At 52.4% G+C, this 14782-nt stretch carries 19 protein-coding genes; 17 read left to right on the top strand and 2 right to left on the bottom strand.

Translation table 11 applies throughout. The features are described 5' to 3' along the window. The first annotated feature begins 79 nt into the window (after positions 1 to 79). From KNP06_RS01020 to KNP06_RS00955, 14 genes are all read left to right on the top strand, one after another. Positions 80 to 253, top strand: a complete 174-nt coding sequence (locus KNP06_RS01020; RefSeq protein WP_214712874.1) for a hypothetical protein — start codon at positions 80 to 82, stop codon at positions 251 to 253. A gap of 22 nt (positions 254 to 275) precedes the next feature. Next, positions 276 to 698, top strand: coding sequence for a hypothetical protein (locus tag KNP06_RS01015; protein ID WP_214712873.1), 423 nt, complete (start codon positions 276 to 278; stop codon positions 696 to 698). A gap of 19 nt (positions 699 to 717) precedes the next feature. Next, positions 718 to 1368, top strand: coding sequence for an SIMPL domain-containing protein (locus KNP06_RS01010; protein ID WP_214712872.1), 651 nt, complete (start codon positions 718 to 720; stop codon positions 1366 to 1368). After that, complete coding sequence (locus KNP06_RS01005; RefSeq protein ID WP_131435423.1) at positions 1365 to 1787, top strand: hypothetical protein; 423 nt, start codon at positions 1365 to 1367, stop codon at positions 1785 to 1787. Before KNP06_RS01010 ends, KNP06_RS01005 begins: the two co-directional genes overlap by 4 nt. After that, positions 1784 to 2692 carry an SWIM zinc finger family protein gene (locus KNP06_RS01000; RefSeq protein WP_214712871.1) on the top strand — a complete coding sequence of 303 codons (909 nt, stop codon included), beginning with the start codon at positions 1784 to 1786 and terminating at the stop codon, positions 2690 to 2692. The genes KNP06_RS01005 and KNP06_RS01000 overlap by 4 nt, the downstream gene beginning before the upstream one ends. A gap of 78 nt (positions 2693 to 2770) precedes the next feature. Next, the gene (locus KNP06_RS00995; protein ID WP_214712870.1) at positions 2771 to 3241 is read left to right on the top strand and encodes a flavodoxin family protein; all 471 of its coding nucleotides are present in this window, start codon (positions 2771 to 2773) and stop codon (positions 3239 to 3241) included. Between the two features lie 110 nt (positions 3242 to 3351). Continuing rightward, positions 3352 to 3753 (top strand): hypothetical protein, encoded by a 402-nt coding sequence (locus KNP06_RS00990; protein ID WP_214711686.1) that lies wholly within the window; start codon positions 3352 to 3354, stop codon positions 3751 to 3753. An 88-nt stretch (positions 3754 to 3841) separates the two neighbouring features. Then, positions 3842 to 4954, top strand: coding sequence for a M14 family metallopeptidase (locus KNP06_RS00985; RefSeq protein WP_214711684.1), 1113 nt, complete (start codon positions 3842 to 3844; stop codon positions 4952 to 4954). An 86-nt stretch (positions 4955 to 5040) separates the two neighbouring features. Further along, positions 5041 to 5841: an alpha/beta fold hydrolase gene (locus KNP06_RS00980; protein ID WP_214711682.1), complete on the top strand. Its 801-nt coding sequence runs from the start codon at positions 5041 to 5043 to the stop codon at positions 5839 to 5841. A 404-nt stretch (positions 5842 to 6245) separates the two neighbouring features. Next, the gene (locus tag KNP06_RS00975) at positions 6246 to 6674 is read left to right on the top strand and encodes a CBS domain-containing protein (RefSeq protein ID WP_131472909.1); all 429 of its coding nucleotides are present in this window, start codon (positions 6246 to 6248) and stop codon (positions 6672 to 6674) included. A 74-nt stretch (positions 6675 to 6748) separates the two neighbouring features. Further along, positions 6749 to 8002: a hypothetical protein gene (locus KNP06_RS00970; RefSeq protein ID WP_214711680.1), complete on the top strand. Its 1254-nt coding sequence runs from the start codon at positions 6749 to 6751 to the stop codon at positions 8000 to 8002. Positions 8003 to 8086: 84 nt separating this feature from the next. Continuing rightward, a complete protein-coding gene (locus KNP06_RS00965) occupies positions 8087 to 8932 on the top strand; it encodes a pentapeptide repeat-containing protein (RefSeq protein ID WP_214711678.1) in 846 nt (281 codons plus the stop codon). Positions 8933 to 9255: 323 nt separating this feature from the next. Continuing rightward, complete coding sequence (locus KNP06_RS00960; RefSeq protein ID WP_214711676.1) at positions 9256 to 9759, top strand: cupin domain-containing protein; 504 nt, start codon at positions 9256 to 9258, stop codon at positions 9757 to 9759. Continuing rightward, on the top strand, positions 9756 to 10646 hold the full coding sequence (locus tag KNP06_RS00955; RefSeq protein WP_285800860.1) for an aldo/keto reductase: 891 nt from the start codon (positions 9756 to 9758) through the stop codon (positions 10644 to 10646). Before KNP06_RS00960 ends, KNP06_RS00955 begins: the two co-directional genes overlap by 4 nt. A 14-nt stretch (positions 10647 to 10660) precedes the next feature. On the opposite strand, the gene KNP06_RS00950 is transcribed toward KNP06_RS00955, so the two are convergent. After that, the gene (locus KNP06_RS00950; RefSeq protein WP_214711674.1) at positions 10661 to 11101 is read right to left on the bottom strand and encodes an Lrp/AsnC family transcriptional regulator; all 441 of its coding nucleotides are present in this window, start codon (positions 11099 to 11101) and stop codon (positions 10661 to 10663) included. Positions 11102 to 11218: 117 nt separating this feature from the next. Here KNP06_RS00950 and KNP06_RS00945 point away from each other — a divergent pair, with 117 nt between their 5' ends. Beyond that, positions 11219 to 11647: a carboxymuconolactone decarboxylase family protein gene (locus KNP06_RS00945; RefSeq protein ID WP_214711672.1), complete on the top strand. Its 429-nt coding sequence runs from the start codon at positions 11219 to 11221 to the stop codon at positions 11645 to 11647. An 11-nt stretch (positions 11648 to 11658) separates the two neighbouring features. Here KNP06_RS00945 and KNP06_RS00940 read toward each other — a convergent pair whose 3' ends face one another. Further along, positions 11659 to 13353, bottom strand: coding sequence for a M3 family oligoendopeptidase (locus KNP06_RS00940; protein ID WP_214711670.1), 1695 nt, complete (start codon positions 13351 to 13353; stop codon positions 11659 to 11661). 206 nt (positions 13354 to 13559) lie between these two features. Here KNP06_RS00940 and KNP06_RS00935 point away from each other — a divergent pair, with 206 nt between their 5' ends. Both KNP06_RS00935 and KNP06_RS00930 read left to right on the top strand, forming a co-directional pair. After that, positions 13560 to 14060, top strand: a complete 501-nt coding sequence (locus tag KNP06_RS00935; protein WP_214711668.1) for a PTS sugar transporter subunit IIA — start codon at positions 13560 to 13562, stop codon at positions 14058 to 14060. A gap of 86 nt (positions 14061 to 14146) precedes the next feature. Further along, complete coding sequence (locus KNP06_RS00930; protein ID WP_214711666.1) at positions 14147 to 14746, top strand: helix-turn-helix domain-containing protein; 600 nt, start codon at positions 14147 to 14149, stop codon at positions 14744 to 14746. The last annotated feature ends 36 nt before the right edge of the window (positions 14747 to 14782 follow it).

Genomic DNA, 14782 nt, shown 5'->3' with positions numbered 1-14782 from the left:
CAGTTGATAACAAGACGGAAGCATTCATGATGGAACGGTTCCGTTAACGGGAAGGGATAAAAAAGAGAGGAGGACTACGATGACAGAGCAGAATTGGCGAGCGTCGGGTGTAGGACTCGGACTGGTGTTTGGAGCCGGAATGGGCTTCATCGGATCGCTCCTATTTGATTTTGAACTGGTGTATGGGATTGCGGCAGGTGCGGCACTCGGCTATCTCATTGGACTCGTGATCTCATTGGCCGGAAAGAGATAACTAAATAATAGGAGTGACGAGGATGATCACAAAGAAAATTAGGCAGTGGTTTCGAACAAAAAAAGTTCACGAGGAGAGGGAAGAAGTACTTGAAATCACATTCCGAGTAGGAGGATTCGGAATTGCAAACGAATCCAAACTGACATTTTTTCCAAACGGGACGGCTGTCCGATCTATTGACCGGCAAGAATATGAACTTCAGCCAGGCGATACGTTCGTCAGATATAAGGAAGCAGAAGCACAAGGTGTATACGCGGCGTTTATAGCGTTAGGGACGGAGGAGTGGCCGTCTACGTTTGAAGACGAAGACGAGTGGCTGACCCGCGACGGGACACAATGGAGCTTGACCATTACACAGCCAGACAGCACCACACGGACATACGACGGCAGCAACGCTTATCCGGATAACTGGGAGGACGTCATAAAACTGTTCGGCATTTCGTGAATCAAAAGGAGGAAATCATATGGACCGCACGATCACCGTCAAAGGTACAGGAAAAGTATCGGCTAAGCCCGATTTGATTGTCGTGAGAATGGATTTAACATCAAGAGCCGTTCGTTATGAGGAGACGATGAACGGGGCGGCGATTGCCGTCACGCGGCTGCAAAAAGCGATTGAGCAGGCGGGCTTCGCGAAGACGGATTTAAAGACGACCGACTTCTCGATTGACACGGACTATGAGAGCTACCGGGACAAACAAGGCAATTACAAGTCTCGGTTCCGAGGTTACGTCTGTCAGCAGAAGACGAAACTCGAGTTTCCGCTCGATACCAAACAGTTGTCCTCGGTCATCGAACACGTCAGCAATTCGCTAGCCGAACCGAAGCTGTCCATCTCGTTCACGATCAAGGATGCGGATGCCGTTCAAGACGAACTGCTTGCGAGTGCGGCGGCGAACGCGCGCCATCGGGCCGAACTGTTGGCAAAGGGCGCCGGGGCGACGCTCGGCGATTTGCTTCAAATCGACTATACGTGGGGCGAGCTCCATCTTTATTCGCCGACGCGTCTCACGCTTCATGACGAGGTACTCTTCTCGGAGGCGGCGATGCCGGAACTTGAACCGGACGAGATTGACTTGAGTGACTCGGCGACGTTCGTGTGGGCGATTCGATGAGGCGCGTCATCGGATTGGTGTTGCTGCTTCTGTCTGTCTCTTTGTCGGCTCAAGCCTTATCGTGGGCGTATGCGTTCGTCGTGTTGGACGGACGAGTATATGAAGTGATGGATGTTGCCGTATTGGAGGCTGATTTGGGTGAAGTCGTCGGCGAGGTGAAGACGATGGCCGACGATATGGATGGCAGCTATTACGGGGATGCCTCGAACATGTATCCGATTGGGACGACCTATCGAGAAGTGAACGGGGAAGCGATAGAGGATGTACTCGCGGTCGAGGACGAGTCGGGATGGAAGCGGGCCGAGTATCGGCATGATGCCCCGTTCAGCATGCGTGACCATCTGGATAAGGTGGCGTATGGATTCGTCGGACTCGGCCTCGTGGTTTTCGTCATGTATCGATTTAGGAGGACAAGATGAATCTATTCGAGTTTGAAAGATATGTATCACGGCGAATCGAGGACCGTGGCTGCAGTTACTATATGAGCGGGAACCTCGAATTAGTGTCACAAACTCGAAATACGTACTTGTTTGATGTAAATGGCAGTATCGTTTATCGAGTGGAGGTTACATGTGCGAATGAGTGGATGATTCAATCGTCATGCGATTGCCCTTATAATCAAGGCACGTGTAAACATGAAGTCGCAGTTTATTATTGGTTACGCGATCGGCTTACACCGGGGTCACCGTTTGATTTAGCAAAAGAACTCGGTAAGTTGAAAAAGGTCGAGCTCATCGATGTGATTTTGAAGCTGGCGCATGACTCGGATATTCACCATCGATTGGCACACGACTTCGCACCGCCATCAAGCAATCCAGAAACATTCGTTCAAGTATGTGAGCGAGAAATTGTCGGAAAGTTTTCAAATGGCACGATTCATCAACAGGAAATGAAGACCTTGAAACGTTATCTGTTTCGTAAAATAAATGTGATTCAGTCAGACGAAAATCCTATATCACGCTTATTCAATAGTATTTCATTTCTTGATATCGTCACTCCGACAATCATGAGATGTGATACGTTTATCCATCTGTTGTTCGCTGTGCGAGACGAGATCACTGATTTGATGGTGTCAGCCATTGAGGAAATCCCGAAGGCGGAACGAGACATGGTTCTTCAACGTTTCATTTTGATGTGGCATGAACTGCATCTGGCCGTTTACAATGACGTTCATGTTCAATTGTTGAAAGGGATTGTCCCCATCTATGAAGGGGATAAGACGTTTCTCATTGACCAAATCGATCGGTTCAGAAACACGCACGCCGAGGCTAGTGACTTGGAGCACCTGGACGAGTTCACGAAAGTGTTAACAGAAGAAAGTTGATAGGGTGATAATCAAGTATGGAAATAGGGAACAGACTCATGTAGGGGTCACCCAGTCTTGGAGAGAGAAGGGACAGACATGAAAATCCTCATCATCTTTGACTCGATGTACGGGTGTACCGAAAAAGTCGCATATGCCATCAAGGACGGGTTCGGCGACTTACACCGCGTCGACATCATGCAGATCAGCCACGTCGGATACGGCGACCTCGCCAACCTTGATTTGTTCATCGTTGGTTCGCCGACGCATGGCGGGCGCGAGACTGAGGACGTGAAAACCTTTTTAGACGGCCTGTCGGACCATGCGCTCCGAGGCATCCGTGCTGCGGCGTTTGATACGAGCATGGCTGAAGAAGACCAAGGCTTTTTCGTCGGGAAAATCGTCAAATGGTTCGGTCACGCCTCGACCCGCATGGAGCAGTTACTGCTCGAAAAAGGAGCGGAACCGGTGTTGAAAGAGTCGTTCATCGTCCTTGATAAAGAAGGTCCACTCAAAGACGGAGAGCTCGAGCGGGCGACCAAATGGGCTCGTCACTTGATGGACAAATAATCTGGCGTGTTCCTTACGGGACGCGTCTTTTTTGACGCATAATTGTCCGAAGCGTTCGCAAAACGGGTAAATATAAGGGGAGCTCTTTTGTGTGGAACGGAGGGAGAACAATGAAAAAATGGGAACGTGACGTCCTCATCGGTTGGATTGTCGTCTTGTTGGTACTCGTCGCGCATTATGTGATCACGGTATCACTCGGCAACACGTATTTTGCCGAGTCCACGATGAACCGGATGCTTTGGCTCAGTAGCTTCCCGGCCATTTTGATCGCCTTTCTCGCGGCCCTCTTCCAAAAAACGAACACGCTCACGCTCGCTGTTCGTCGTAGTGTCATTTGGACGGCCGAACTCGTCGTCGGCCTCTCGCTCGTCGCCTGGTTTTTCCGGGCGTTCGAGATGTTGTTTGTGAGCCCGGGCGCGTATTGGGTGTTCGGCGCCGTTCTGCTCGCTCCGCTCGTCTACTTGTTCGAGTTCCGGCGTCAAAACCGTGGGACGAAAGCCGGGGCCCACTAAATTTAGAAAACGTCTCCGGCATGGAGGCGTTTTTAGTCTGGTCTGGAATGGGAATGGGGTACAGAAGATTAGAATGGAGGGAATCACCATGAGTCATTATTTTTCATCATCATACGAAGAGTCGCGTGAGAAGTTTCTCGCCTTACTCGACAACGTTAAAACCTATTATCCGACGGCCCGCGTGATGTCCCACTCGATCGGCGAGGACACGATCGACTTGATCATCGGTGAGCCGGCGGGGTCACGCGAGGCGGTGCTCCTCATGACAATCGGCGAGCATGGCATCGAAGGGTATGCCGGTGCCGCTGTGACGCATCAGTTCGTCGAGACGCAACTCGAAAACCTTCGGCACGAGTCGACAGGGATCTGTCTCATCCATGCGGTCAATCCGTGGGGGATGAAGCACTTCCGCCGCGTCAATGAACATAACGTCGACTTGAACCGGAACTACGTCATCGACCGGGAATCACTCCCGCGTAACGTCAATAAAGAGTATGAAGTCATGCGGCACTTGTTCGTCCCGGACGGCGTCATCGATGACTACCATGAATCGCGCGAACATATCTACTCGTTCCTCGGTTCTGGTATCAAGCTCGACGGCTTCGAGGCGATGACCGAGGCGAAAGGGATGGGACAATATCAGTTCCCGAAAGGCGTCTATTATGGCGGTGAGTCGGATGAGCCGTCCGCCATCTTTTTGAAGGAGATTCAACATGACCTGCTCGATCGCTATCACCGCGTCGTCCACATGGATTGGCATACGGCGCTCGGTCCGACGAACGAAGTGACGATGGTCATCAGTGAACGGGACGGGCGTGATGCGGACGAACTGAAGCGGACATACGGACTGAAAAATATCCAGACGTATGACCCGACCGACGTCCTCGGAGACTCGACGAACCATTTCTATTACGTACGGGACACGCACTATCCGGACAAACAACTCGTCTCGGCGTTGTTCGAGTTCGGGACGTTCGGGACGTCGACGAAAGCGACGATTCGCGAGTTCTTGACGATCATCCTCGAGAACCGGCTCTACTTTGAAGGAACGAAAGACCCGGAAGCCCGCAACGGCATTCGAAAAGAGTTCATGGCGATGTTTTATCCGGAAGACGAGTCGTGGCGGACGTCCGTATTACGCGAGGGAGCGGCGGCGATTGAGCATGTCTTGAAAGGCGAATCGCTTTGGCGCGACAGTTGATAGGTTTCCACTTCGGTCAAACGGGAAAAGTTGGGTTGTGGGCAAACAAGCATGCCGCTCAACAATCCAACTGGGGGTTTTGACCAATGGGGAATTATATTACCGCACATGACGGAACGAGTATTTACGTGGAAGACGTCGGGACAGGCGATGCCGTCGTCTTCTTGCACGGCTGGCCGGCAAACAACAACATGTTCGAGTATCAAAAGAATGCGTTGCTCGAAGCAGGCTATCGCTACGTCGGGATCGACTATCGTGGCTACGGCAAGTCCGATGCACCGGCGACAGGTTATGACTATGCGACGATGGCGTCGGACGTGCACATGGTCGTTGACGGGCTTGGCATCAAAGATTTCACGCTCGTCGGCTTCTCGATGGGCGGGGCCATCGCCATCCGTTACGCCGTCGATTTCCCGGATGACGGGTTGAAGAAACTCGTCCTCTCAGGCGCAGCGGCACCAGTGTTCACGCAACGTCCGGACTATCCGTACGGGATGACGCAAGCCGAGGTCGACGCGTTGATTGAGGATACGCTGAAAGACCGTCCGAAGATGCTCGAAGGGTTCGGTGAGATTTTCTTCGAGAAAGAACATTCGAAACCGATGCAAAACTGGTTCCATCATCTGTCGCTCGTCGCGTCGAGTCACGGGACGATTGCTTCGGCGAAAGCACTCCGTGATGAGGATTTGCGCGAGGACTTGCCGAAAGTCAATGTCGAGACGCTTATCATCCATGGCGTCCATGACAAGATTTGTCCGTTCGAGTTCGCGCTCGAAATGGAAAAAGACATCCCGAACGCTCGTATCGAACGGTTCGAGGAGAGCGGTCACGGTACCGTCCTCGACGAGATGGACAAGTTCAACAAGACGTTGCTCGGATTTATTTGACTGTGTGACAAGCCTAGGACGTTCCTAGGCTTTTTTTGATGCTCATCTGTAGCACGTTTGTTACGGATTTTGAGGCTAGAACGACTTGTACACGGGTATAGCTAAAATGAAGCACTTTGTTCGAGTTGAGATTGAACAAGTTTGCTGTATGTCGAGGTTTTGACATAGAGTCGTTGGTGTTCGTCACACGGTCAAGGATGGCTATGGAAAAGCCGCTCGGGACAGTGCCTATTTTTGTGTTCTCACACAATTCGAACAGCTCGTCTGGAAACGCTTCACAAGAAAAAAGAAATAAGCCTCCTTTTGCTAGAACGGATGACATTTAGATGGTCAATTTGTGCTGACTAGACCTTAATACATGGTACAATGGAGAGGTGGATTTTTAGATTGAGGAGAGATTGTACATGAATATCGCTTTCTTTTTATATCCGAAAGAAGACGTCAAATATTTAGACCCGGAATCGACGGTGCGTCAAGCGCTCGAGAAGATGAAACATCATCGCTTCACCTCGGTGCCGCTCGTATCCGAGAACGGCTTTTACGCCGGGACGATGACAGAAGGGGATTTGCTCTGGGCACTCGCCGAACAGCTTCGCGGGGAAGAAGACTACGAAAAAGTGCTCCGGACACCCCTGAAAGACATCAAGCAACGCGTACGGTATAAGCCGGTCGCCATCACGGCGCAAATCGAGGAGCTCGTCGATGCGATCACCGATCAAAACTTCGTGCCGGTCGTCGATGACGGGAAATATTTCATCGGTATCATCCGGCGCCGCGACATCATCGAGTACTATTCGACGAAGTTGCAACAGCTCGAGAATAAAGTGAACTGAACGAACGGACCAACCTGTGAAAGCGGGTTGGTTTTTGTATGCGTTAGTACAAGCAACGGGGAGGCGGACTATAGATGGAAGCACGAGTCATTGAATCGATTGAGCTATGGTTTCAAGAGGCAGGGTCTGAGGAAGCGGTGAACTTCATCGATTTCATGCTGTTTATGAATGAATCGGCTTGTTCTTTGCTTCACCGAGACACGTTACATGGCATCTTCACCTATCAGGTCCGCTACCAAGACGGGACCACTCAGTCCGTTTCGTACGATAAAGACGAGTGGGTCGCCTATGAACGGAATGAATGGCAAACCGGTATGAACGGCGGTGAGTGGGTATGGTGGTTCGTCGAGCGATGGCGTTTTGTCGTGGAGTGGTGGAGCGGTCGGGACTTCCGGACGGGTGACGAGATCGAGGAAAACTTCTATGGAATAATCCCATACGGTGAAATTCAAGACCTCGATATTCTGCTATATACAATTATTGAAAATGATGCCCTCAACACAAAAGCATTGATCAAAGAAGGTTATTACCACGACCCGCTGCTGAATGAATGGATTGTCATTCCCGATTCGACGGACAGCCTACGACCGCTCGTCTTGGCCGTCTGTTACAACGAAGGAATCATTGAGACACCCCGAACCATCGAGCGGATTGAGGTGACGTTCACCGATTTGACGACAGGAGCGGTCCAATCACTTGCGAGTGCACTCGAAGCGTATGAGAAACCGGCAGATCTCGATTTAGATGATATGAGGTATCGCCATGACATGTTTTATCGCGACGAGTCCATTCAAGGGACGATTCGTTATGAGGTGACGTATCAAGGCGGAAGGGTCCAATTCGTCGAGCATGACAAATCAGAAATGTTCATGGATTGGGACATGGCGTTGATCAATTGGTTTTTCGAGCATTGGCGAAAACTGTACGAAGCTTATGCCGAAAAATCGTTTCCATCAGGCCGACCGTTGCAACGCTTTGAATCGGGCTATGATTATTGGAAAGCCAGACTGTCACCGGAAGCGTGGGACGAGCTCATTCATTCAACAGACCCTTTTGACCAGCGGCGTTTAACTGATCGGGAACCGCATGACGAGATTCAAAGAGCAAAAGAGCAGTTTGAAATGATGTTCAATCAAACAGCGGAACTCCATCTCGAAGATTTACGTCACGGATTCTATGGAGACCAACTGTTGGAACAACGCATCGACGTCGAAAGCTCGTTCGATGCCGTGATTGCGCTTTACAAAGAAATATCCGAGGCAGAGCAGAAAAGGCGAACGAGGGAGCAACTGCTTTATGGGGAAAAGGATGAAAGCAACGCTAATTGATTGAATAAAGACTATGGAAAAATAGGGACATTCCTTATACTTATACGTATAGAGTCAAGACATACAAGGAAGGAGTGACAATGAATGGCGATGCCCGATCTGCATATGTTGCGTGAATCGCTCAAACCGGATTGTGCGAATTGTTTCGGTCTCTGTTGTGTGGCGTTCCACTACTTGAAGTCTGAGGATTTCCCGATTGATAAACCCGCAGGACAGCCGTGTGTCCATTTGGCAGATTCGTATGCCTGCAACATCCATTCCGAACTGCGTGAGCGGGGCTTCAAAGGATGTACGGTGTACGACTGTCTCGGGGCCGGGCAGTTCGTGTCACAAGTGACGTTTCACGGACAAAGCTGGCGGGAGGCGTATGTCGACGATACGCGTATGTTCACGGTGCTACCAATCATGAGTCAAGTCCATGAGCTGCTGCTCTACATAAGCGACATCCTGAGCCGAGTAATCCCAAAGCACGATGCACGATTACTCGAGACGTTATTGGAAGACCTACTGGCTTTCCGTGAGTTACCGCCTGAACAGTTGAGCGGTACGGCACTGATGGCATTCCGACAACGGGCCCGCCCATTGTTCGTCCGACTCAGTCGGCACATTCGAGCGGAAGGGTTGAAACATAACGGCCTGACGTTGACGTCACGCCACGAGCAAGACCGGGCCGATTTGATTGGTCGAAACGTGAGTCAGCATGACGTGAGAGGGACGTGTTATCGAGGCGCCTTGTTGATTGGTGCTAACTTACGTGGGCAAGACCTGTCCTATGTCGATTTCATGGGGGCCGACGTACGAGATTTGGATGTGCGAGGAGCAACGTTGACCGACAGTCTGTTTTTGACACAGATGCAAGTGAACGCGATGAACGGGGACCGGCAGACGAGACTGGCGCCCGTGTACACGCGGCCGAGCCATTGGCTGTAACGCAAGTGACGACTTCCACAATGGAAAGTGTCTTTTTGATGTGCTTGTGTTACGAGAGCGGCGAGAAATGATTCACCGAGCTCCTCGATGACCTCGTCTGGGTCATACCCCAAATTGAAATTGAGTCTGACCTGAATCGTGCCAATCACTGAGCACTTGTTGCTGGGAAAATGGGGACTGGGATAATACTTCCAACCGATTTTGAATATGATGTGTGCCTGGGGAAGACGTGATTTCCTGACGAAACGGTTGCTCGTGCCGAGCAGCCGTTTTTTGTTGCCTCATGTCGGGTACAGTCACAAGAGACAAAGGAGGGGACAACCATGGATGTGAAAACATACCGATTTGAAGATGATGGGTCAATCCCGAACAATCCAGATTTTCCGGTGCTGTTGTACCGGGGCGTATTTGATGAGACGGACGGCATGCAGGCGACGTTCGAACATAACGGTTGGGGCAACAGTTGGGTCAACGGGGTGTTCGATTATCACCATTACCATAGCAATACGCATGAAGTGCTCGGCGTGAAGTCGGGCCGGACGACCGTCCAACTTGGCGGTGCGACCGGGGACCTCGTCTCGCTTCAAGCAGGAGACGTCTTGATTTTGCCGGCCGGGACGGGACATCGCAGTCTCGAGGCGAGTGAAGACTTTGCCATCGTCGGTGCCTATCCGGAAGGACGCGATTATGACACGTTGACAGGGAAACCGGAAGAACGACCGGACAGTGTGCAACGGATCGAACGAGTCGACAAACCGGCGACTGATCCCGTCTTTGGGACGACCGGACCGTTACATGAACAATGGACGAAGGAGGAGATGGCATGAACCGCATTCCACATACATTAATTTTGGCGGCACTGAAACAACACGTGGCTGAATTGCCAGACGGGCGTGAAATGAGGGCCCTCGGGCAAGGCACATGGCGCATGGGAGAAGACGAATCGAAACGGGAAGCCGAGATCGAGGCACTCCGGACGGGACTCGACTGCGGGTTGCACGTCATCGATACGGCGGAGATGTACGGGGAAGGGAAATCGGAGTCGCTCGTCGGTGAAGCGATCCAAGACCGGCGGGAAGACGTATTCCTCGTCTCGAAAGTGTATCCGCATAACGCCGGGGGCGACAAACTCGTCCAAGCTTGTGACGCGACGCTCGAACGGCTCGGTACGGACTACCTCGACTTATATCTCCTGCATTGGCGCGGGAACATCCCGCTCGAGGAGACGGTCGACGGGCTCGAACAGTTGAAGGAGGACGGTAAGATCCGAGCGTGGGGTGTCTCGAACTTTGATGTCGACGACATGAAAGAACTGCTCGCCTTGCCGAAGGGGAAACATTGCGCGGTCAACCAAGTGCTCTATCATCTCGGCAGCCGCGGCGTCGAATACGACTTGTTGCCATTTTTACAGGAGCAAGGAATCCCGATGATGGCTTACGCCCCGCTCGCCGAAGGAAGCGACGTGAAAGAGAAAGTCTTCAACGACGAGACGGTGAACCGGATCGCCGAGGCGTACAGTGCGACGCCGGCCCAAATCTTGCTTGCGTGGACGGTGCGGAGCGGAAACGTCATCGCCATCCCGAAAGCGGGGCAGAAAGCGCACGTCGAAGAGAACGGCGCGGCGTTGCTCCTCAACTTGACCGAGGACGACTTCAATGCGCTCGACGAGGCGTTCCCGCCACCGAGCCAAAAAGAACCATTAGATGTGATTTGAAGACACAGGTGGGCTCACGGGCTCACCTGTTGTTGCGTCTTGACCTCGGAGAAGATGAAATGTGTAACGGTCTGGGCGTAAGGGATGGCCGCATCGATGAACTGCTCGGCCTCGGCGAACGTCGCAAATTGCATCTTCAGCATATAGCAGGCGCTCCCGGAGATGCGATAACAGAATGACACGTTCGACTGCTGACCCAAAAACTGAGTGAACGCCTCATAGTTCCCGTTCTTCACGGTCGCCTCGATGAGACATTGAATCGGTCGACCAAGCAATTCATGATCGATATCAATCGTGTAGCCTTTGATGAAGTCAAATGACTCGAGTCGGCGGACGCGTTCGCCGACGGACGGAGCCGATAAATTGATGCGGCGCCCGAGTTCGCTCATCGAGGGGCGGCTGTCGTTTGTTAGTTCATGTAAGAGGAGACGGTCGATATCGTCGATTTTTAGCATGAAATGAATTCTCCTTTTTTTTCGTATTATATGGCATGTATTGTATCTGGATTCCGTTATGAATGAAATGGGAAACACTGTAATCACCTTCTATACTTATATACAGGAGGTGTTGAAATGAGTCGAATCCAACCAGCTGTCATCGGAAAGACACCGTTCGAACGATTGATTGGGCATGACGAGGGCGTGATGCGACAGTGGTCAGCGCTCGGAGACACGTTAACGGGCGAGGGGAGACTGTCCGCCGAGTTGAAAGAACAGGTACGACGGACGCTCGCCCAACAAAACGGCTGTGACTACTGCCAGGCGAAAGGAAAGCCTGAACCGCATATGTTCGACGAACGGACGGCACTCGCCGTAGGGTTCGCCGATGTGTTTTTACAACTGAAAGGCGACACGCCGGCCTCATCAATTCGTGTGCTGCAAGACGTCTTCACGGATGCCGAGATCAGTGAACTTTGCGCTTTTATCGCCTTCATGACGGCCTCGCAATACGTCGGCGCCATGCTCGGGCTGGAACGAGAAAACCCACTCACGCTGACGTGAGTGGGTTCGTTTTAGTGCGCGAGCGGGTGTTTCAATAGATAGTCTTCAATCTGTCCGACCGTCTGTTTCAACACGCCGTCCTCGAACGGCGACTTGAGACCGGCCAATTCGACGAGCTCGAGGAACGAGCGGCTGCCGCCGGCTTGGCAGAGCGTGAGGTAATCGCTCCACGCCGCCTCACGGTCCTCATGCATGCGCACCCAGAACTGGAAGGCGCACACTTGCGCGAGCGTGTAGTCGATATAGTAGAACGGGCTCTGGAAGATGTGTCCTTGTTGGTGCCACCAAGCGCCTGTCTCGAGGTAGTCGTTCGTCTCATAGTCACGGTGCGGCAAGTACACCTTCTCAAGGTCACGCCATGCCTGGCGACGCTCAGCGACCGTCATGTCAGGGTTGCGGTAGACGACGTGCTGGAACTCGTCGACGAGGACGCCGTACGGGAGGAACGTGATGCTTCCTGCCAAGTGATTGAACTTGTACTTGTCGACTTGGTCGCCGAAGAACAGTTCCATCCATGGCCAGCAGAAGAACTCCATCGACATCGAGTGAATCTCACACGCCTCGTAAGTCGGGAACGCATATTCCGGCGTCGTCAAATGACGGCTCTCGTACACTTGGAAGGCGTGACCGACCTCGTGCGTGAGCACGTCGATATCGCCGGCCGTCCCGTTGAAGTTCGAGAAGATGAACGGCAGACCTTCCGACGGGAGGTACGTGCAGTAACCGCCGCCGGCCTTGCCCGGTTTCGCCGTCAAGTCGAGGGCGCCGCGCTGTTGCATGAACTGGAAGAACTCGTCCGTCTCTTTTGAGAGTTCACGATACATCGTGTTGCCGCCTTCGATGATGAACGCCTCGTCGCCCTGTGGCGTCGCGTTGCCGTCTGGGAAGACGAACGACTCGTCGTAGTACGTGAGCGAATCGACATCGATCCGCTTCGCTTGCTTCTCTTTTAACGTCGTCGCGAGCGGGACGATGACGTCGCGCACTTGTTTGCGGAAGTTGTCGACGTTCGACTCGTCATAGCCGACGCGTTGCATACGGGCGTAACCGAGCTCGACGAACGACGGGAAGCCGAGCGCGTGCGCGATGTCGGTCCGGACGCGGACGAGTTCGCCGTAGATGCGGTCGAGTTCGTCCCCGTTGTCGGCGAGATATGTATAACGGGCCTCGGATGCCGCTTTTCGTACCGAACGGTCAGGGGACTGAAGATACGGGCCGAACTGGGACAAGTTGAGCGTTTTGCCATCGAATTCGATTTGGGCCGCCGACATGACTTTCTGATAGGCGGTCGTCAATCGGTTCTCTTCCTGCAGTTTCGGGATGAGCGATTCTTCGAACGTCTTGAGCGCGCGCTCGGCGAGTTCGAACAACTGGCTGCCCCATTCCTGTTCGAGTTGGCTGCGCAGGTCGTGCTCGGTCAAGACGCGGTAATACGCTTGGACCTCTTTCTCGTACACCGGCAACGCATCGTCAAAAAATGTCTGCTCGGCCTCGTAGAACGCATCACGCGTATCGATCGAGTGGCGGATTGCGACGAGTTGACTTTGCGTCTCGAACGCGTTCCGTTCCTGGTTGATTTGGCGAATCAATTCGTTCGCTTCTTCGAGTGTGCTCGCTTGTTGCAATTCGACTGAATAGTCCGACAATCGGCTGTTCAAAACGTCCAAATCGGGCCGTTCATATGACAATTTTGTGAAAGTCGTCATTGTAAGCGCCTCCATCATGTGAAATTTTTATAAAGTGTAAAAAGGGCTTGCAAAAGCGATTGCACACTCGTATTCTTACGATGTGTAAACGAATTCGCACTACCTTATTACAACTATACCGTTTATAGGGTAGGGATTGAAGAGGAAGCTTTTCGGGTATAAAAGCTAAGACTTTGATTAACAGAACATGTTGGAGGGATTAAGCTATGGGATTCTTTAAAAAACTATTTGGTGGTAAAGAAGAACAACTTAACGCGGTTTCACCGCTTACAGGGAAGGTCATTGACATCACGAACGTTCCTGACCAAGTGTTCTCGCAAAAAATGATGGGTGACGGCATCGCCGTCGAACCGACAGACGGCAAAGTCGTCTCGCCGGTCAACGGTACAATCGCGACTGTCTTCCCGACAAAACACGCGATTGGAATCAACGCTGACAACGGTGCCGAGTACTTGATTCACATCGGTCTCGACACGGTCAATCTTAAAGGTGAAGGCTTCGAAACGCACGTGACAGAAGGTCAAGCCGTCAAAGCTGGCGACACGCTCGTCACGTTCGACCTCGACTTCATCAAAGCGAACGCGCCTTCGACGATCACACCGGTGATCGTCACGAACCACGACAGCTTCGGCGTGAACAAACTCGTTGCTGAAGGCGACACGGTCACAGCCGGTTCTACAGAAGTCGTCGAATTGACGAAAAAATAAGTTGAACATTTTACTCGGAGGCGTATGCTTCCGAGTATTTTTTTATGGATTCGGGAACTATACTAAGAAGAGAGGGGGAGAGAGACATGGATGGAAAAAACGCACCGTACCGGGGTTATGGGGATCGGATTCGAATATTACGTGAGCGGGCTGGCATCTCGGTCGAGGCACTCGCCGACCGCATCGGCGTCGCCCCGTACTTTATTCGCCGGACCGAACTGAGTGAAGTCTACCCGACGATGCCTTACATAGAGGCGCTCGCCGAGGCGCTCAAGATCGACGCGAACTATTTGGCCCGCCATATTTGGACAGGCGAGTCGCTCAAAGTGCTCATGAAAGGGACGGTCCCTGAGCTCGAACAGATGAAGCTCGCCTACGATGAGGCGATGCACGGCAAGTCGACCGAGGACATGCAGCGGCAGCTCGAGGCACGCATGCGCATCTTCGACCTGATGCATGAGGAAGAACTCCGTCGCATCTTCGCCGAGGACGAGGAACCGACGACACATCATGCGCTCGAGGCGCTCGTCGATGCTGTGCTCGACCTGGGACGCTCGCACGAACCGACGCATCGGATCGTGCCGTTCGCTCGCTATATCGAGCAGCTCGTACCGGACCAGTTCGTCGACAACTCGTTCCAATATACAGAGTTCGGGGTCGTCGCTAAATCGTATAAATTGCAGTGAAGGCCGTGGGGGACCACGGTTTTTCATTATGGATGA

Origin of the sequence: Exiguobacterium sp. s21 (assembly GCF_018617975.1) — a bacterium.
Taxonomy (GTDB): domain Bacteria; phylum Bacillota; class Bacilli; order Exiguobacteriales; family Exiguobacteriaceae; genus Exiguobacterium; species Exiguobacterium mexicanum_A.
The sequence above is the reverse complement of the archived record's forward strand: the minus strand, read 5'-3'. Positions and strand labels throughout refer to the sequence as shown.

Bases quoted from the DNA above. Each gene is read 5' to 3' on its own strand.
- KNP06_RS01020 (WP_214712874.1), top strand. From the start codon at position 80: ATGACAGAGCAGAATTGGCGAGCGTCGGGTGTAGGACTCGGACTGGTG.
- KNP06_RS01015 (WP_214712873.1), top strand. From the start codon at position 276: ATGATCACAAAGAAAATTAGGCAGTGGTTTCGAACAAAAAAAGTTCAC.
- KNP06_RS01010 (WP_214712872.1), top strand. From the start codon at position 718: ATGGACCGCACGATCACCGTCAAAGGTACAGGAAAAGTATCGGCTAAG.
- KNP06_RS01005 (WP_131435423.1), top strand. From the start codon at position 1,365: ATGAGGCGCGTCATCGGATTGGTGTTGCTGCTTCTGTCTGTCTCTTTG.
- KNP06_RS01000 (WP_214712871.1), top strand. From the start codon at position 1,784: ATGAATCTATTCGAGTTTGAAAGATATGTATCACGGCGAATCGAGGAC.
- KNP06_RS00995 (WP_214712870.1), top strand. From the start codon at position 2,771: ATGAAAATCCTCATCATCTTTGACTCGATGTACGGGTGTACCGAAAAA.
- KNP06_RS00990 (WP_214711686.1), top strand. From the start codon at position 3,352: ATGAAAAAATGGGAACGTGACGTCCTCATCGGTTGGATTGTCGTCTTG.
- KNP06_RS00985 (WP_214711684.1), top strand. From the start codon at position 3,842: ATGAGTCATTATTTTTCATCATCATACGAAGAGTCGCGTGAGAAGTTT.
- KNP06_RS00980 (WP_214711682.1), top strand. From the start codon at position 5,041: ATGGGGAATTATATTACCGCACATGACGGAACGAGTATTTACGTGGAA.
- KNP06_RS00975 (WP_131472909.1), top strand. From the start codon at position 6,246: ATGAATATCGCTTTCTTTTTATATCCGAAAGAAGACGTCAAATATTTA.
- KNP06_RS00970 (WP_214711680.1), top strand. From the start codon at position 6,749: ATGGAAGCACGAGTCATTGAATCGATTGAGCTATGGTTTCAAGAGGCA.
- KNP06_RS00965 (WP_214711678.1), top strand. From the start codon at position 8,087: ATGGCGATGCCCGATCTGCATATGTTGCGTGAATCGCTCAAACCGGAT.
- KNP06_RS00960 (WP_214711676.1), top strand. From the start codon at position 9,256: ATGGATGTGAAAACATACCGATTTGAAGATGATGGGTCAATCCCGAAC.
- KNP06_RS00955 (WP_285800860.1), top strand. From the start codon at position 9,756: ATGAACCGCATTCCACATACATTAATTTTGGCGGCACTGAAACAACAC.
- KNP06_RS00950 (WP_214711674.1), bottom strand. From the start codon at position 11,101: ATGCTAAAAATCGACGATATCGACCGTCTCCTCTTACATGAACTAACA.
- KNP06_RS00945 (WP_214711672.1), top strand. From the start codon at position 11,219: ATGAGTCGAATCCAACCAGCTGTCATCGGAAAGACACCGTTCGAACGA.
- KNP06_RS00940 (WP_214711670.1), bottom strand. From the start codon at position 13,353: ATGACGACTTTCACAAAATTGTCATATGAACGGCCCGATTTGGACGTT.
- KNP06_RS00935 (WP_214711668.1), top strand. From the start codon at position 13,560: ATGGGATTCTTTAAAAAACTATTTGGTGGTAAAGAAGAACAACTTAAC.
- KNP06_RS00930 (WP_214711666.1), top strand. From the start codon at position 14,147: ATGGATGGAAAAAACGCACCGTACCGGGGTTATGGGGATCGGATTCGA.